This window comes from Kribbella sp. C-35 (assembly GCF_046549195.1).
Lineage (GTDB): Bacteria > Actinomycetota > Actinomycetes > Propionibacteriales > Kribbellaceae > Kribbella.
Genome location: NZ_JAJPWG010000002.1, coordinates 432,508 through 446,502 on the forward strand (window position 1 = coordinate 432,508; position 13,995 = coordinate 446,502).

A 13,995-nucleotide genomic window follows, 5' to 3' on the forward strand; every position below is an offset into this window, starting at 1 on the left:
ACTAGCTTTCGACCACGACCGGAATGATCATCGGGCGGCGGCGGTGGGTGTCGCTGACCCACTTGCCGACCACCCGGCGGATCACTTGCTGCAACTGGTACATGTCGTCGACACCAGTACCCATCGCCTTCGCGATCTCCGCCTCGATCTTCGGTTTCAGGTCGTCGAAGACCGAGTCGTCCTCGGCGAACCCGCGCGCGTGGATCTCCGGGCCGGCGGTCAGCTTGCCGGTCACCGAGTCCATCACCGCGATCACCGAGATGAAGCCCTCGTCACCGAGGATCCGGCGATCCTTCAGCGAGGTCTCGGTGATGTCGCCGACGGTCGAGCCGTCCACGAACACGTACCCGCAGTCCACCTTGCCGGCCACGACGGCCTTGCGGTCGATCAGGTCGACCACCACGCCGTCCTCGACGACGACCACGTTCTCCCGCGGTACGCCGGTCTGCACCGCCAGGTCCGCGTTCGCGTGCAGGTGCCGGACCTCGCCGTGCACCGGCATCACGTTGCGCGGCTTCACGATGTTGTAGCAGTACAGCAATTCGCCCGCGCTCGCGTGACCGGACACGTGCACCAGCGCGTTGCCCTTGTGGATCACGTTCGCACCGTGCCGGATCAGGCCGTTGATCACCCGGTACACCGAGTTCTCGTTGCCCGGGATCAGCGAGGACGCCAGTACGACGGTGTCGCCCGGCTGCAGGTGTACGACGTTGTGGTCGTTGGCGGCGATCCGGGACAGCGCCGACATCGGCTCGCCCTGCGAACCGGTCGACACCAGCACCACCTGCTCCGGCGGGTAGTTCTCCAGTTCGCGCATGTCGATCAGCGTGTCGCCGGGCACGTTCAGGAAGCCCAGGTCCCGGGCCACGCCCATGTTGCGGACCATCGAGCGGCCGACGTACGCGACCTTGCGGTGGTGCTTCACCGCGGCGTCCATGACCTGCTGGACGCGGTGCACGTGCGAGGCGAAACAGGCGACGATGATGCGCTGGTTCTTCGCCTTGGTGAACACCCGGTCCAGCACGGGCGCGATGTCGCGCTCGTGGGTGGTGAAGCCGGGCACCTCGGAGTTGGTGGAGTCGACCATGAACAGGTCGACGCCCTCCTCGCCGAGCCGCGCGAACGCGCGCAGGTCGGTGATCCGGTTGTCCAGCGGCAGCTGGTCCATCTTGAAGTCACCGGTGTGCAGCACCACGCCGGCCGGCGTCTTGATCGCGACCGCAAGCGCGTCCGGGATCGAGTGGTTGACCGCGACGAACTCGCAGACGAACGGCCCGATCTGGAGCTTCTCGCCCTCGACCACGGTCTGCTGCGGCACGTTGCGGTGCCGGTGCTCCTTCAGCTTGCCCTCGAGCAGCGCGAGCGTGAGCTGCGACCCCACCACCGGGATGTCGCCCCGCTCACGCAGCAGGTAGGGCAACCCGCCGATGTGGTCCTCGTGGCCGTGCGTCAGAACCACCGCGACGACGTCGTCGAGACGGTCCCGGATCGGCTCGAAGTCCGGCAGGATCAGGTCCACGCCAGGCTGGTTCTCGTCCGGGAAGAGTACGCCGCAGTCCACGATCAGCAGCTTGCCGTCGTACTCGAACACCGTCATGTTCCGGCCGACCTCACCGAGGCCGCCGAGCGGGATGACCCGCAAAGCGCCCGGAGCGAGTGGTCCGGGCGCGGAGAGATCTGGATGGGGATGGCTCATGCAATCAGTCCTGCCGTCTTGAGGTCGGTGGTGAGCCAGTCCACTTGCTCGGCGGTCGCCTCAACCAGCGGCAACCGAAGTGTCGCGTGCTCGATGACGCCGGCCAGCTTGAGCGCGGCCTTCACCATGATGGCGCCCTGGGTCCTGGTCATGATCGTCTCGACGGCGGGCACCAGCCGTCGATCAATTTCCTGTGCGGTGGCGAGGTCGCCGGCCACCACGGCGTCGATCAACTGCCGGTACTCCCGGCTCGCGACGTGGGCTACCACGCTCGCGATGCCGACCGCGCCGATCGCCAAGGAGGCGAGATTCAGCTCGTCGGCACCGCAGTAGTAGAACAGATCGGTGTTCGCCAGCACCTTGGTGGTCCCGGCGATGTCGCCCTTGGCGTCCTTCACCGCGACGATCCGCGGGTGCTCGGCGAGCGTGATCAAGGTCTCGGACCTGATCGCGACACCGGCCCGGGCGGGGATGTCGTAGAGCATGTTCGGTAGGCCGGTGGCGTCCGCGACCGCGGTGAAGTGCGCGCGCAGCCCGTCCTGCGGGGGCTTGTTGTAGTACGGCGTGACGACGAGCAGCCCGTCCGCGCCGGCGGCCTCGGCCTGCTTGGCGCACTCGATCGTGTGCGCGGTGTCGTTCGTCCCGACGCCGGCGACGAGCTTGGCGCGGTCACCGACGGCCTCACGGACCGCCTGGATGATCCGGACCTTCTCCTGGTCGGACGTCGTCGGCGCCTCGCCGGTGGTCCCGTTCAGCACCAGGGCGTCGTTACCGCCGTCGACGAGGTACGTCGCGACCTTCTGGGCGGCGTCCAGATCGAGGGAGCCGTCAGGCCGGAACGGGGTGATCATCGCGGTCGTCAACCGGCCGAACGGCGGTGTTGACGAGGGCGTGGATGCTGGCGAGGACATGGGCCTCAGATTACCGCTCCCGAACCCTGAAGAAATGGGTAGGCCTGGTGGCTGTCCGCTCGGGGGTCCGGGCAGCCACCAGGCTCACTCGTCCTATCGGGGCCCGCCCGGTAGTCGTTACAGCTTCCGGCAAAAAAGTCCGGAAAAACTTCTGCAAATACTCTCTGTAAGCAAATGGCTGCATTGCGTGGAGATTCCGATGCTTTAGTCTCATCGGCGTGTCGACACCACCCGGCAACCCTGCCAACTCTGCCAACCCAGCCACGCCGGCCGCCCGCCAGAGCCTGACCACGGTCTGCGCCGCGATGGCCGGGGCGATCCCTCTCATGACCCTTGTCCTGTGGTTCGTCCTTGCCACCGAAGGCATCGGCGAGTTCCCGAAGGGCTGGCCGACGCTGGCCGTCCTCGCCGCTGCGGTCGGCGCATACTCGATCTGCGAGCTGATCGGCTTCCGCACACCCCCGCTCGAGTACTCGAATCGCCCGGCCGCCGAGGTCCAGACGGACTCGTGGCTTCGCTTCACGTCGTCGACGTTCACGCGCTTCGGGCTCTGCGAGGGCGTCTTCATGATCTCCGTTGCCCTGTCCTTCGTCGCCGCCAGCTTCTGGGTCGTCCTGCTCGGCGCCATCCTGTCCCTCCCGCTGATCCTCTGGGAAGCGTGGCCGGGCGAGCGCAACCAGCGCCGCTTCGCTGCGGCACTTGAGTCCGGCGGCGTTCCGTCGTATCTGACCGGCCGGCTTCAGGACTGACCTGCGAGCCAGATCGAGGTCGCGTCGAACAGTCGCTGCAGCACCTGGAGCGCGCCGGGGAGAAGGAGTACGCCGCCGATGGTCAGCACCGGGACGATCACCATGTGCTCGAACCACTTGCCTGTGCTGAAGCGCAGCGGTTTCGGGAGGCGGAGTTCGTACCAGGTCTCGCCCCGGATCGGGAGCGGCCAGAGCCAGGGGCAGCCGGAACGGGTCAGGCTGTCCCCTAGGCAGTGAACGAACATGCCGACGGCCACCGCCGCGCCGATCCAGCCGCCGATCTGGCTGAGGCCGGCCTGTAGCGCGTCGGCGGCCGCTGTTCCGGGGAGCGCGTCGCCGGTGCCGACGATCGACCAGCCGGCTGCGGCGACGACGGCGAGGACGATCCAGTCGCCGAGCGCGTCGGCGGCCAGGACCAGGCCGGTCACGGCGACGGCCAGCACTGCCCATTTGCCGCGGTCGCCGAGGCTTGCGGCGAGCATGCCCAGCAGGATCGCGGCGACGAGCGTATGAGTCGCGTGCCGGTGTTTGCCGGTGCTGTCCTCGTCGCGCGGGCCTTTCGTCACGTTGTAGAGGACGCCGGAGAACGCCCGTACCGCCGCCGACACCAGCCGGGTCACCGGCCCGAGCAGGCGTGATGCGCTCGCCCCCGGGTGATCCAGGTCCGGCACCAGCGCGTACCCGGCGGTGGCCGCCGCGAACGGCACCACTTCCGCCACCGAGGTCAGCCCGACCAGCGGCGCCACCGCCAGCCCGGCACACCACCCCGACAAAGCATGCGACCGCCCCATCATCCGAAGCCTCACTCCCCTCACAGTCCCGCACATCCTCCCCCACCCGCCCCATGAGCCACACCCACCACACCGGAAAGGCGACGGCTTTGCATAATCATGCAGGAGGGTGCATACTTTTCCTGTGTCCAAGGTGCTTACTTCTTTGCCGGTCGGTGAACGGGTCGGGATTGCCTTCTCGGGTGGTCTCGACACGTCGGTTGCGGTTGCGTGGATGCGGGACAAAGGTGCGATCCCGTGCACGTACACCGCTGATCTCGGGCAGTACGACGAGCCCGACATCGGGTCGGTCCCCGGCCGCGCGGCGGCGTACGGGGCCGAGATCACCCGGCTCGTGGACTGCCGCGCCGCGCTCGTCGAGGAAGGGCTCGCGGCGCTGGCCTGCGGCGCGTTCCACATCCGGTCCGGCGGGCGGACGTACTTCAACACCACCCCGATCGGGCGGGCGGTGACCGGCACCCTGCTGGTCAAGGCGATGCTCGACGACGACGTCCAGATCTGGGGCGACGGCTCGACCTTCAAGGGCAACGACATCGAGCGGTTCTACCGCTACGGCCTGCTCGCGAACCCGCAGCTGCGGATCTACAAGCCGTGGCTGGACGCGCAGTTCGTGCACGAGCTCGGCGGCCGGAAGGAAATGTCCGAGTGGCTGGTCGCGCACGACCTGCCGTACCGGGACAGCACCGAGAAGGCGTACTCCACCGACGCGAACATCTGGGGCGCCACCCACGAGGCGAAGACCCTCGAGCACCTCGACACCGGGGTGGAGACGGTCGACCCGATCATGGGCGTCGCGCACTGGGACCCGGCGGTCGAGATCGCCGCCGAGGACGTCACCATCGGCTTCGTGCAGGGCCGCCCGGTGACGATCAACGGCAAGGAGTTCGGAAGCGCGGTCGACCTCGTCCTGGAAGCGAACACGATCGGCGGCCGGCACGGGCTCGGCATGTCCGACCAGATCGAGAACCGGGTCATCGAGGCGAAGAGCCGAGGCATCTACGAGGCGCCCGGGATGGCGCTGCTGCACGCGGCGTACGAGCGGCTGGTGAACGCGATCCACAACGAGGACACGCTGGCCAGCTACCACACCGAGGGCCGCAAGCTCGGACGGCTGATGTACGAAGGCCGCTGGCTCGACCCGCAAGCGCTGATGGTCCGGGAAGGGCTGCAGCGGTGGGTCGGTACGGCGGTGACCGGCGAGGTCACGCTCCGGCTCCGGCGCGGCGAGGACTACTCGATCATCGACACCCAGGGTCCCGCGCTCAGCTACCACCCGGACAAGCTGTCGATGGAGCGGATCGAGGACTCGGCGTTCGGCCCGGTCGACCGGATCGGCCAGCTGACCATGCGGAACCTGGACATCGCGGACTCGCGCGCGAAGCTGGAGCAGTACGCCGGACTCGGCATGTTCGGCTCGTCCAACCCCGCGCTCGCATCGTCCACCGAGCTCATCGGCGAACTCCCGAAGGGCGGCGCCGAAGCCATCGCCTCCCGCGGCGAGGCCACCGAGGAAGACGAGCTCCTCGACCGCGCCGCCATGGAGTCCGGCACCGACTGAGTCTCCACGCGCAGGCAGAACCCTCGATCAGCCACTCAAACCAGCGGAAATCAGGGGTTCTGCCTGCGTGGCGGTGCGTCAGTCGTCGATGTCCGGCGTGGCCGGTTGCCCGTCAGCCGCGCACGTGCGGTTGGTGGCGGTCGCTGGTCCGGTCGGCCGGCTTCGCGGCGACGGCGTCGGCGGTGCCGGACGTGCTCCGAGACCCGGCGGCGGGTGGCGTCACGCCCGCGGCGGCGTGGCGTTGCGTCTCTTCCATCTGGCGGAAGTGGGCGCGGTTGATCGCGCCGCCCAGGATCAGGCCGACCTGGCCGCCCGCCTCGTGAGCGACTTTCTCGTACTGCCCCCGAAGCAGGCGGTCCGCGCCCTTGCCGACCAGCTCGCCGAGCCGCCCGTCGGCGGCCTCTACGGTCAGCCTCGCGTCGATCGTGCTGGCGGACGCCAGTGCAGCCTGCTGGGCGACCGCGGATCGCTCCTCCGCCGGCAGCGTGGCGAAGTGCCGGCTCGCGTTCATGTGCGCCTCGACGGCCGTCTGCAGCCGCTCTCCGGGAGCCGCGGCGGACATCCGTTCCGCGATCTCAGCCGCGGGCCGGTCGTACGGCTCGAACTCGCGCGCCACCGCCTCGAGAAACGCGGGACGCATCGACTTCTCGACGTTCTCGACGAACTCCCGTTCCTCGGACGTGATCGGACGCGGCGCCGGAAACAGTTCAGTCATGCGCCGGAGTGAACCAGTTCGCGGGGTCAGGCGTCGAAGTCGAGTGTCACCGTCGGCGTGGTGGGATGGGACTGGCAGGTGAGGACGTAGCCGGCGCGGATCTCGTCGGGTTCCAGGGCCCAGTTCGTGTCCATGCGGACGGTGCCGTCGAGGACCTTGGCGCGGCACGTGCCGCACACGCCGCCCTTGCAGGCGAAGGGGGCGTCGGGGCGTACGGCGAGGGTCGCGTCCAGGACCGCCTTCGAGTGCTCCCCCAGGGCGAACGTCGAACGACGACCGTCGAGGATCACCGTCACCTGCGCCGCGTCCTCATCGACAGGGGCCTCCTCGACCGGTGCCTTCGGGGCCTCGTCGCCGACGTGGAAGAGCTCGGCGTGGACGTGTTCGCGCGCGACGCCCTCGGACAGCAGGAGCTCCTGGGCGCCGACGACCATCGCGTACGGGCCGCAGAGGAACCACTCGTCGACGGAGTCCAGTGGGAGGATCGTCGCGAACATCCGCTGCAGCCGGTCCGCGTCGATACGGCCGCTGAAGAGCTCCACCTCGGTCGTCTCGCGCGACAACACGTGCACGAGGTGCAGGCGCTCGGCGTACCGGTCCTTCAGGTCGGCGAGCTCGTCGGCGAACATGACCGAGCCCGCGGTCCGGTTGCCGTACAGCAACGTCACTCGGCTGGACGGTTCGATCGAGAGGATCGTCGCGACCAGCGACAGGACGGGTGTGATTCCGCTGCCCGCGGCAACGAATGCGTAGTGCTTCGCGTTCGCGGCGTCGAACGTCGTACCGAAACGGCCGAGCGGGGTCATCACCTCGAGTTCGTCGCCGACCTTCAGGACCTTGGCGGCGTACGACGAGAAGTCGCCGCCGGGGAGGCGCTTCACGCCGATCCGTAGCACGCCTGATCCCGCGGGCGAGCAGATCGAGTAGCTGCGGCGTACCTCTTCTCCGGTACGGCGGATCGTCAGGTGCTGGCCTGCGGTGAACTCGTAGTCGTCCGCGAGCTCCGGCGGTACGGCGAAGGTGATCGCGACCGCGTCGTCGGTGACGGGCTCGATCGCGGCGACCTTCAGCGAGTGGAAGGTGGCGCGCCGGCGGGGGGCGATTGTCGTCATCTAGATCGCCTTGAAGTGGTCGAAGGGTTCGCGGCAGGAGTTGCAGCGCCACAGTGATTTGCAGGAGGTGGAGCCGAAGCGGCTGAGTTCGGTGGTGTTCGGCGAGCCGCACAGGGTGCAGCGAACGCTCAACTGCAGCAGTACCTGCCTGGTACTAGCGGGTGGTGCGATGCCGTAGTCGGTGAGCTTCGCCTTTCCTGCTTCTGTCATCCAGTCGGTAGTCCAGGCTGGGGACAGGACCGTCTCGACTCGGCCGTGGACGTGTAGCGACTGGAGGGTCAGTTCGACCTCGTGGCGGATCAGGTCCATGGCGGGGCAGCCGGAGTACGTGGGGGTGATCGTGACGACGACCTCGTCGCCTTCGTGCCTCACACCACGCAGTACGCCTAGGTCGGCGATTGTCAGGACCGGGACCTCGGGGTCGGCCACCTCGCCGACGGCCTCGAGGATGGCGGCGTCGGTCACCATGTCGCACCCGGATGCGATCGCGCCACATGCTGCAGCTCAGCCAGCAGAAAGCCCATGTGCTCGGTATGACGACCCGACCGACCGCCGGAGTGCTGGTACGACGACGAAGGCCGCTCGCAGGTGGACTCGTCTATGACGCCCATTACTCGGCCAAGCCAAGCGTCGTGGAGTGTTGAGGGATCTACGGCGACTGGCAAGCGCTGCACGAGGGCGTCGGACTCGAAGAGTTCTGCGGTGTAAGGCCAGAGGGCGTCCAGGCCGGCCTCCATGCGGCGGTGGCTCTCCTCGGTCCCGTCGCCCAGCCGCAGCACCCACTGCGTCGCGTGGTCGACGTGGTACGCGACCTCCTTGACCGCCTTCCCCGCCACACCGGCCAGCGTCTCGTCGGCGCCCGACCGCAACTCGTCGTACAGCAGATGCTGGTACGTCGCGAAGTACAGCAACCGTGCCATCGCGAACGCGAAGTCGCCGTTCGGCAGCTCGCACAACTGCAGGTTCAGGAACTCGCGCTCGTCCCGGAAGTACGCGAGCTCGTCCTCGGTGCGGCCGTCCAGCGAGCCGGCGTACTGCAGCAGCGACCGCGCCTGCCCCAGCTGGTCGAGCGCGATGTTGCCGAGCGCAACGTCCTCCTCGAGCTGCGGCGCGGCCGCGATCCACTCGCCGGTCCGCTGCGCCGCGATCAGCGCGTCGTCACCGAGCCGGAGCGTGTAGACGAACAGCTCGTTCACAGGTGCTCGACGCCTTCCGGGACCTCGTAGAACGTCGGATGCCGGTACACCTTGTCGCCGGCCGGGTCGAAGAACTCGTCCTTCTCGTCCGGCGACGACGCGGTGATGTCCGACGCCCGCACCACCCAGATCGACACGCCTTCCTGGCGACGCGTGTAGACGTCCCGCGCATTCCGCAACGCCATCGTCGCGTCGGGCGCATGCAAGCTGCCGACATGCGTGTGCGACAGCCCACGGCGCGAGCGAATGAACACCTCCCAGAGCGGCTCAATCATGCGGCACGCTCCGCTTGCTTGGACGCGTAGGCAGCCGCGGCCTCGCGCACCCACGCGCCGTCCTCGTGCGCCTTCACGCGATGGGACAACCGCTCCTGGTTGCACGGGCCGTTGCCCTTCACCACGTCGTACAGCTCGGTGTAGTCCGGCTCCGTGAAGCGGTAATGGCCCGACGTCTCGTCGTACGACAGACCGTCATCAGGGACACGCAATCCGAGTACGTCGGCCTGCGGCACGGTCATGTCGACGAACCGCTGCCGCAGCTCGTCGTTGCTGTGCCGCTTGATCCCCCACGCCATCGACTGCTCCGAATGCGTCGACGCCGCGTCCGGCGGGCCGAACATCATCAGCGACGGCCACCACCAGCGGTCCAGCGCATCTTGAGCCATCGCCTTCTGCTCGAGAGTGCCGTTGGACAACGTGTAAAGGATCTCGAACCCCTGCCGCTGGTGGAACGACTCCTCCTTGCAGACCCGCACCATCGCCCGCGCATACGGCCCGTAGGAGCAGCGGCAGAGCGGGACCTGGTTGACGATCGCGGCGCCGTCGACCAGCCAGCCGATCGCGCCGATGTCGGCCCAGGTCAGCGTCGGGTAGTTGAAGATGCTGGAGTACTTCTGCTTCCCGCTGTGCAGCAGGTCGAGCAGGTCCGCGCGGTCCACGCCGAGCGTCTCCGCGGCGGCGTACAGGTAGAGACCGTGGCCGGCCTCGTCCTGCACCTTCGCCATCAGGATCGCCTTGCGCCTCAGCGACGGCGCGCGGCTGATCCAGTTCCCCTCCGGCTGCATGCCGATGATCTCGGAGTGCGCGTGCTGCGCGATCTGCCGGATCAGGGTCTTGCGGTACCCGTCCGGCATCGCGTCCCGCGGCTCGATCCGGCCGTCGGCGTCGATGGTCGCCTGGAAGTCCATACCCACAGCATATGTGACACTTTTTCTCAGAATCAACAACAAGTGTCACAAAGGTGGTGCTGGACCCACCCAGGGAGTGGGTTTGGCGCTCTGGGGACGGCCGGCCGGGGTCGCGAGGATTGAGTCAACAGCTCAACCCTTCCACAGTTTCTCCGGAGGATCCCGTGACCACCACAAGCACCCTCCCGGCCGTCGATCATCGCGGACCGGTCACCGGCAGAGAACGTGCCCTCACCCCCGACCTGATCCGCGGCGCGATGCTGCTGCTGATCGGCCTCGCGAACAGCGCCAACTTCGCGTTCGCCGGCCAGCCCGGCGTGGAGAGCGCGCCGCACGGCTTCGAGCGGATCCTGAACTTCCTCAAACTCACCTTCGTCGACGCCCGGGCGTACCCGGTGTTCGCGGTGATGTTCGGCTACGGCCTCGTGCAACTGGCCCGGCGGCAGCGGTCCTCGGGCGCCACCACCGGCGCCGTCCGGCGGATCCTGCTCAAGCGCAACGCCTGGCTGATCGGATTCGGCCTCGTCCACGCGACGCTGCTGTACTTCGGCGACTTCCTCGGCGCGTACGGCGTCGTCGGCATCGTCTGCACGCTGTTCCTGATCAACCGCGGTGACAAGTTCCACCGGATCGTCGTCGCCCTCTGGGCCTTCATGGCCGTCGAGATCCTGTTCGTCGGGGCCAAGGCCGCGCTCGCGATCGTCAACAGCACCGGCCCGGCGCACGCGCTGACGAACTCCCCCAACCCGTCGCTGGCCGCTTCGTCGTACCTGGGCAGCCTGGTCGACCGGCTGCACGAGTACCCGCTGCACGCGGCGAGTGTGATGCCGTTCATCGTGATCGTCTGGCTCGGTATCTGGGCCGCTCGCAAGCAGATCCTGGAGAACCCGGGCGCCCACAAGACCCTGCTCACCCGGGTGGCCGTCGGCAGTCTCGGCATCACCGTTCTGGGCGGCCTGCCGCTCGCGCTCGTCGGAGCCGGCTGGATGCACGTCGACGAGGGCGCGGTGGACGCGCTGAGCCTCCTGTCCCACGTGTCCGGCATGTTCGGCGGTCCTGGGTACGTCGCTCTGTTCGGCCTGCTCGTCCTGCGCATCCGCACGCTGTCGCTGCCGGTCCGCGCGATCTCCGCGCTCGGTCAGCGGTCGCTGTCCGGGTACCTGTTCCAGTCGGTCTCGTGGATGATCCTGCTGGCCCCGTTCACGCTGGACCTACGGTTCGGAAGTACGGCGTACACCGCGGCGCTGGTCGCGATCGGTGTCTGGGTCGTCTCGGTCGCCGGCGCCTACGCGATGAGCCGGCGTTCGTACCGCGGCCCGGCCGAGACCCTGCTGCGCAAGCTCGTCTACTGACTTGCGAGGATGGCGGCTATGAGTGACTTCGGCGTACCGGAACCGGCCAACCTCTCGGATCTGTCCGGTGACACCCCGGTAGCTGAAACAAGCGTGCGGCTCGCGCTGCCCGCGGAGGCCGACGCGATCGGCGAGATTCAGGTCGCAGCCTGGCGTACGTCGTACGCCGGGCTGCTGCCGGCGGATGTCCTCGCCGATCTCAACCCGGCGCAGTTCGCAGCCCAGTGGCGGGCCGCGCTGGTCGCTCCGGGCGAGGCGCGGAACCGGGTGATGGTCGCGCTGGCCGGCCGCACCCTGGTCGGCTTCGCGGCGATCACGCCGTCCGACGACCCGGACGCCGACCAGCAGCACGACGCGCTGATCGCCGAGCTCGCGGTCAGCCCGGAGGCGACCCGTGCCGGCCACGGCTCCCGCCTCCTGAACGCCGTCGTCGACACGGTCCGCGCCGACGGCTTCCGCCGCGTCACCGTCTGGGTCAACTCCACCGACGACGTACTCCGCGCCTTCTACACCGATGCCGGCTGGGCCCCCGACGGCGCCCACCGCGAACTCGACCTCTACGGCGACGAGTCCGTCCGCATCAAACAGATCCGCCTGCACACGGACCCCGGCCCGATCGGCGACTAGGGCGTGTCTTGTAATCCAGGGCCGTAGCGAGGAGGTGCTCGGTGCGGTGGCTCGGCGTGCGGGGGCGAAGGTCTCGATGCGGAGCATCGTGGCCTTTGCACCCGTGCGGCGAGGTGCCGTGCCGAGTGGCCCGCAGTAGGCGCTGGATTACAAGACACGCCCTGACCGGGGGGTGGTGCTCGACCCCGTTCAGCGGGCATGACAGATTGTCACGGACCGATTACGCGTGGCGTCCGCTGGAGTCTGCATGAAATTCCTTCCCCTGGCCATCGGCCTTGGGCTGTCCGTATCCGCTGTTCTCGTCGTACCGGGCTCGGGGGCGACCGCGTCGATGCAATCGGCGACCGTCGTCGACAGACCCCATCAGGTGGCGACCAAGTACCTCAAGCAGAAACCGCACTGGTTCGAGTGCGGGGATGCCGAGCTCCACACGTACTGCGCGAAGATCACCGTCCCGCGCGACTGGGCCAACCAGTACGCCGGGCACGACCTGCAGATCGCGGTCAGCAAGGTCGCACCGGCCAAAGGCAAGCCGAGCCGCGTCGTGTTCGGCAACCCGGGCGGACCCGGTGGCGCAGGCCTCGGAATGGCGCCGTACCTCGCGAGCCAGCCAGCGCTCGCCAAGGATCACCTCGCCGTCGGCTTCGACCCGCGCGGCACCGGCGGCAGCTCGAACGTGAGCTGCGACGGCGCCCCCGGCTACACGATGGACGCGCGCGACCGCGATCCCGCGACCCGCGACCTGATCTCCGAGGCCTCGGAGATGGCGCAGACGTACTGCGACCAGCAGTCCCGCGGCCTGCTCCCCTACATCACCACCGCGCAGACGGTGCAGGACATGGACCTGATCCGGCGGCTGCTCGGCTTCGACAAGATGGACTACGTCGGGTACTCCGGCGGCACCTGGCTCGGGGCGTACTACCAGACCTACTTCCCCGAGCACGTCGGCCGCTTCGTGCTGGACTCGAACACGGACTTCACCGGGACCTGGCTGGACACGTTCGTCAGCCAGCCGCAGGCGTTCGAGCGCCGGTTCCGCGAGGACTTCGCGCCGTGGGCGGCGAAGTACGACGACCAGCTGCACCTCGGCGGGACACCGGGTGCGGTCATCCGCCTCTACGAACGGTTACGACGGGCCCTCAAGGAGCAGCCCGCGACCGAGGAGTTCCTGGACGGCGCGGTCAACGTCAGGTACGACGAGAACACCCTCGACCTGATGGTCACCGGGGATATGTACTCGAAGCTCGATTTCCATTCCCTCGCGGCCGACCTGCTCTTTCTTCATGACCTTTCCGAATTGCAGGCAAAGGGCGGCCCGCGGGCCGCGCAACGCCAGGTCGACGCGCTCTCCAAGGCCCGGCAGCAGCAGCTCGTCGCGCGCGCCGGCCGATCGCCCGTCGGGCTCCGGACGCTTGGTGAGGACGACGCCGAGGACGCGACGTTCACCGCGATCACCTGCAACGACACGGCCTGGCCGCAAGGCCGCGAGTACGGCGAACAGCTCGCCGCGCGCCTCGGTCCGCACTTCCCGCTGGTCGGCTGGACGATGTCCGAGAGCCCCTGCTTCTACTGGGACCGTCCGAACCTGACGATGCCCACGCCGACCGGCAAAGGCTTGCCCACAACGCTCATGGTGCAGTCCGTGCACGACCCGGCGACCAACTACGGCCTCGCCGCGGCAGCCCACCGCCGGTACGCCGGTTCGCGGCTGCTGACCGTCACGGGCGAGGGCGACCACGGCATCTACGGCGGCGTGAACCGCTGCGCCGACCGGATCGTCAACACGTTCCTCACCACCGGGGTCGCACCGGCCAAGGACGTGAGCTGCGCCGGCGAAGGCATCCCCGCACCCGACGCCGAGGAGCCGGGCCTCGACGAGGGCACCGGTGGTGCTCCTTTACGGAAGATCGCCCGATTCACCAAAGCTGTTTCCGGATATCTGCCGTAACGACCGTTTGAGAAGCCGGCCGAATTCCCCTACGGACCGGCAGATCGCGGTCACGGTCGGCGAAATCCGGCCGGGGATTTCGTTGTCAGGACAAATTTGTCAGGGCGATGTCAGGGTTCCGTCCCTGTGCGACAGAGCGTGATCGCGGCAACCT

14 protein-coding genes are annotated in these 13,995 nt (G+C 68.3%); 5 read left to right on the forward strand and 9 right to left on the reverse strand.

The window, feature by feature from the left end; genetic code table 11:
• Window position 1 precedes the first annotated feature (1 nt).
• Together ACLJOO_RS14685 and dapA are read right to left on the reverse strand one after the other, a co-directional pair.
• Complete coding sequence (locus tag ACLJOO_RS14685) at window positions 2–1,696, reverse strand: ribonuclease J (RefSeq protein WP_410787630.1); 1,695 nt, start codon at window positions 1,694–1,696, stop codon at window positions 2–4.
• The gene (gene dapA, locus ACLJOO_RS14690; protein ID WP_410787631.1) at window positions 1,693–2,607 is read right to left on the reverse strand and encodes a 4-hydroxy-tetrahydrodipicolinate synthase; all 915 of its coding nucleotides are present in this window, start codon (window positions 2,605–2,607) and stop codon (window positions 1,693–1,695) included. Before dapA ends, ACLJOO_RS14685 begins: the two co-directional genes overlap by 4 nt.
• A 218-nt stretch (window positions 2,608–2,825) precedes the next feature.
• Between dapA and ACLJOO_RS14695 the strand changes: the two genes are divergently transcribed.
• Entirely contained in the window at window positions 2,826–3,356 is a 531-nt protein-coding gene (locus tag ACLJOO_RS14695; RefSeq protein ID WP_410787632.1) for a hypothetical protein, read from the forward strand.
• Here ACLJOO_RS14695 and ACLJOO_RS14700 read toward each other — a convergent pair.
• On the reverse strand, window positions 3,347–4,162 hold the full coding sequence (locus ACLJOO_RS14700; protein ID WP_410787633.1) for a metal-dependent hydrolase: 816 nt from the start codon (window positions 4,160–4,162) through the stop codon (window positions 3,347–3,349). The two genes, ACLJOO_RS14695 and ACLJOO_RS14700, sit on opposite strands and share 10 nt — an antisense overlap.
• 109 nt (window positions 4,163–4,271) lie before the next feature.
• Between ACLJOO_RS14700 and argG the strand changes: the two genes are divergently transcribed.
• On the forward strand, window positions 4,272–5,705 hold the full coding sequence (gene argG, locus ACLJOO_RS14705; protein WP_410787635.1) for an argininosuccinate synthase: 1,434 nt from the start codon (window positions 4,272–4,274) through the stop codon (window positions 5,703–5,705).
• Between the two features lie 112 nt (window positions 5,706–5,817).
• Here argG and ACLJOO_RS14710 read toward each other — a convergent pair whose 3' ends face one another.
• Genes ACLJOO_RS14710 through paaA form a run of 6 tightly spaced genes read right to left on the reverse strand, consistent with a single transcriptional unit; the run spans window position 5,818 to window position 9,914 of the window.
• The gene (locus tag ACLJOO_RS14710; RefSeq protein WP_410787636.1) at window positions 5,818–6,420 is read right to left on the reverse strand and encodes a hypothetical protein; all 603 of its coding nucleotides are present in this window, start codon (window positions 6,418–6,420) and stop codon (window positions 5,818–5,820) included.
• A 26-nt stretch (window positions 6,421–6,446) separates the two neighbouring features.
• Window positions 6,447–7,532 (reverse strand): 1,2-phenylacetyl-CoA epoxidase subunit PaaE, encoded by a 1,086-nt coding sequence (paaE, locus tag ACLJOO_RS14715; RefSeq protein WP_410787637.1) that lies wholly within the window; start codon window positions 7,530–7,532, stop codon window positions 6,447–6,449.
• The gene (gene paaD, locus ACLJOO_RS14720) at window positions 7,533–8,000 is read right to left on the reverse strand and encodes a 1,2-phenylacetyl-CoA epoxidase subunit PaaD (protein ID WP_410787638.1); all 468 of its coding nucleotides are present in this window, start codon (window positions 7,998–8,000) and stop codon (window positions 7,533–7,535) included.
• Window positions 7,994–8,728 (reverse strand): 1,2-phenylacetyl-CoA epoxidase subunit PaaC, encoded by a 735-nt coding sequence (paaC, locus tag ACLJOO_RS14725; RefSeq protein WP_410787639.1) that lies wholly within the window; start codon window positions 8,726–8,728, stop codon window positions 7,994–7,996. The genes paaD and paaC overlap by 7 nt, the downstream gene beginning before the upstream one ends.
• Window positions 8,725–9,003, reverse strand: a complete 279-nt coding sequence (gene paaB / locus ACLJOO_RS14730; RefSeq protein WP_410787640.1) for a 1,2-phenylacetyl-CoA epoxidase subunit PaaB — start codon at window positions 9,001–9,003, stop codon at window positions 8,725–8,727. The genes paaC and paaB overlap by 4 nt, the downstream gene beginning before the upstream one ends.
• Window positions 9,000–9,914 carry a 1,2-phenylacetyl-CoA epoxidase subunit PaaA gene (gene paaA / locus ACLJOO_RS14735; protein WP_410787642.1) on the reverse strand — a complete coding sequence of 305 codons (915 nt, stop codon included), beginning with the start codon at window positions 9,912–9,914 and terminating at the stop codon, window positions 9,000–9,002. The genes paaB and paaA overlap by 4 nt, the downstream gene beginning before the upstream one ends.
• 164 nt (window positions 9,915–10,078) lie before the next feature.
• Here paaA and ACLJOO_RS14740 point away from each other — a divergent pair, with 164 nt between their 5' ends.
• From ACLJOO_RS14740 to ACLJOO_RS14750, 3 genes are all read left to right on the forward strand, one after another.
• Window positions 10,079–11,266 carry a DUF418 domain-containing protein gene (locus ACLJOO_RS14740; RefSeq protein WP_410787643.1) on the forward strand — a complete coding sequence of 396 codons (1,188 nt, stop codon included), beginning with the start codon at window positions 10,079–10,081 and terminating at the stop codon, window positions 11,264–11,266.
• 18 nt (window positions 11,267–11,284) lie between these two features.
• Entirely contained in the window at window positions 11,285–11,893 is a 609-nt protein-coding gene (locus ACLJOO_RS14745; protein ID WP_410787644.1) for a GNAT family N-acetyltransferase, read from the forward strand.
• Window positions 11,894–12,140: 247 nt separating this feature from the next.
• The gene (locus ACLJOO_RS14750) at window positions 12,141–13,841 is read left to right on the forward strand and encodes an alpha/beta hydrolase (protein WP_410787645.1); all 1,701 of its coding nucleotides are present in this window, start codon (window positions 12,141–12,143) and stop codon (window positions 13,839–13,841) included.
• Window positions 13,842–13,995: the final 154 nt, after the last annotated feature.

What these genes read in the sequence shown, in the direction of transcription:
- ACLJOO_RS14710 (WP_410787636.1), bottom strand. Translation starts at nt 6,420, where the DNA reads ATGACTGAACTGTTTCCGGCGCCGCGTCCGATCACGTCCGAGGAACGG.
- ACLJOO_RS14685 (WP_410787630.1), bottom strand. Translation starts at nt 1,696, where the DNA reads ATGAGCCATCCCCATCCAGATCTCTCCGCGCCCGGACCACTCGCTCCG.
- dapA (WP_410787631.1), bottom strand. Translation starts at nt 2,607, where the DNA reads ATGTCCTCGCCAGCATCCACGCCCTCGTCAACACCGCCGTTCGGCCGG.
- paaB (WP_410787640.1), bottom strand. Translation starts at nt 9,003, where the DNA reads ATGATTGAGCCGCTCTGGGAGGTGTTCATTCGCTCGCGCCGTGGGCTG.
- ACLJOO_RS14745 (WP_410787644.1), top strand. Translation starts at nt 11,285, where the DNA reads ATGAGTGACTTCGGCGTACCGGAACCGGCCAACCTCTCGGATCTGTCC.
- ACLJOO_RS14750 (WP_410787645.1), top strand. Translation starts at nt 12,141, where the DNA reads ATGAAATTCCTTCCCCTGGCCATCGGCCTTGGGCTGTCCGTATCCGCT.
- paaE (WP_410787637.1), bottom strand. Translation starts at nt 7,532, where the DNA reads ATGACGACAATCGCCCCCCGCCGGCGCGCCACCTTCCACTCGCTGAAG.
- paaA (WP_410787642.1), bottom strand. Translation starts at nt 9,914, where the DNA reads ATGGACTTCCAGGCGACCATCGACGCCGACGGCCGGATCGAGCCGCGG.
- paaD (WP_410787638.1), bottom strand. Translation starts at nt 8,000, where the DNA reads ATGGTGACCGACGCCGCCATCCTCGAGGCCGTCGGCGAGGTGGCCGAC.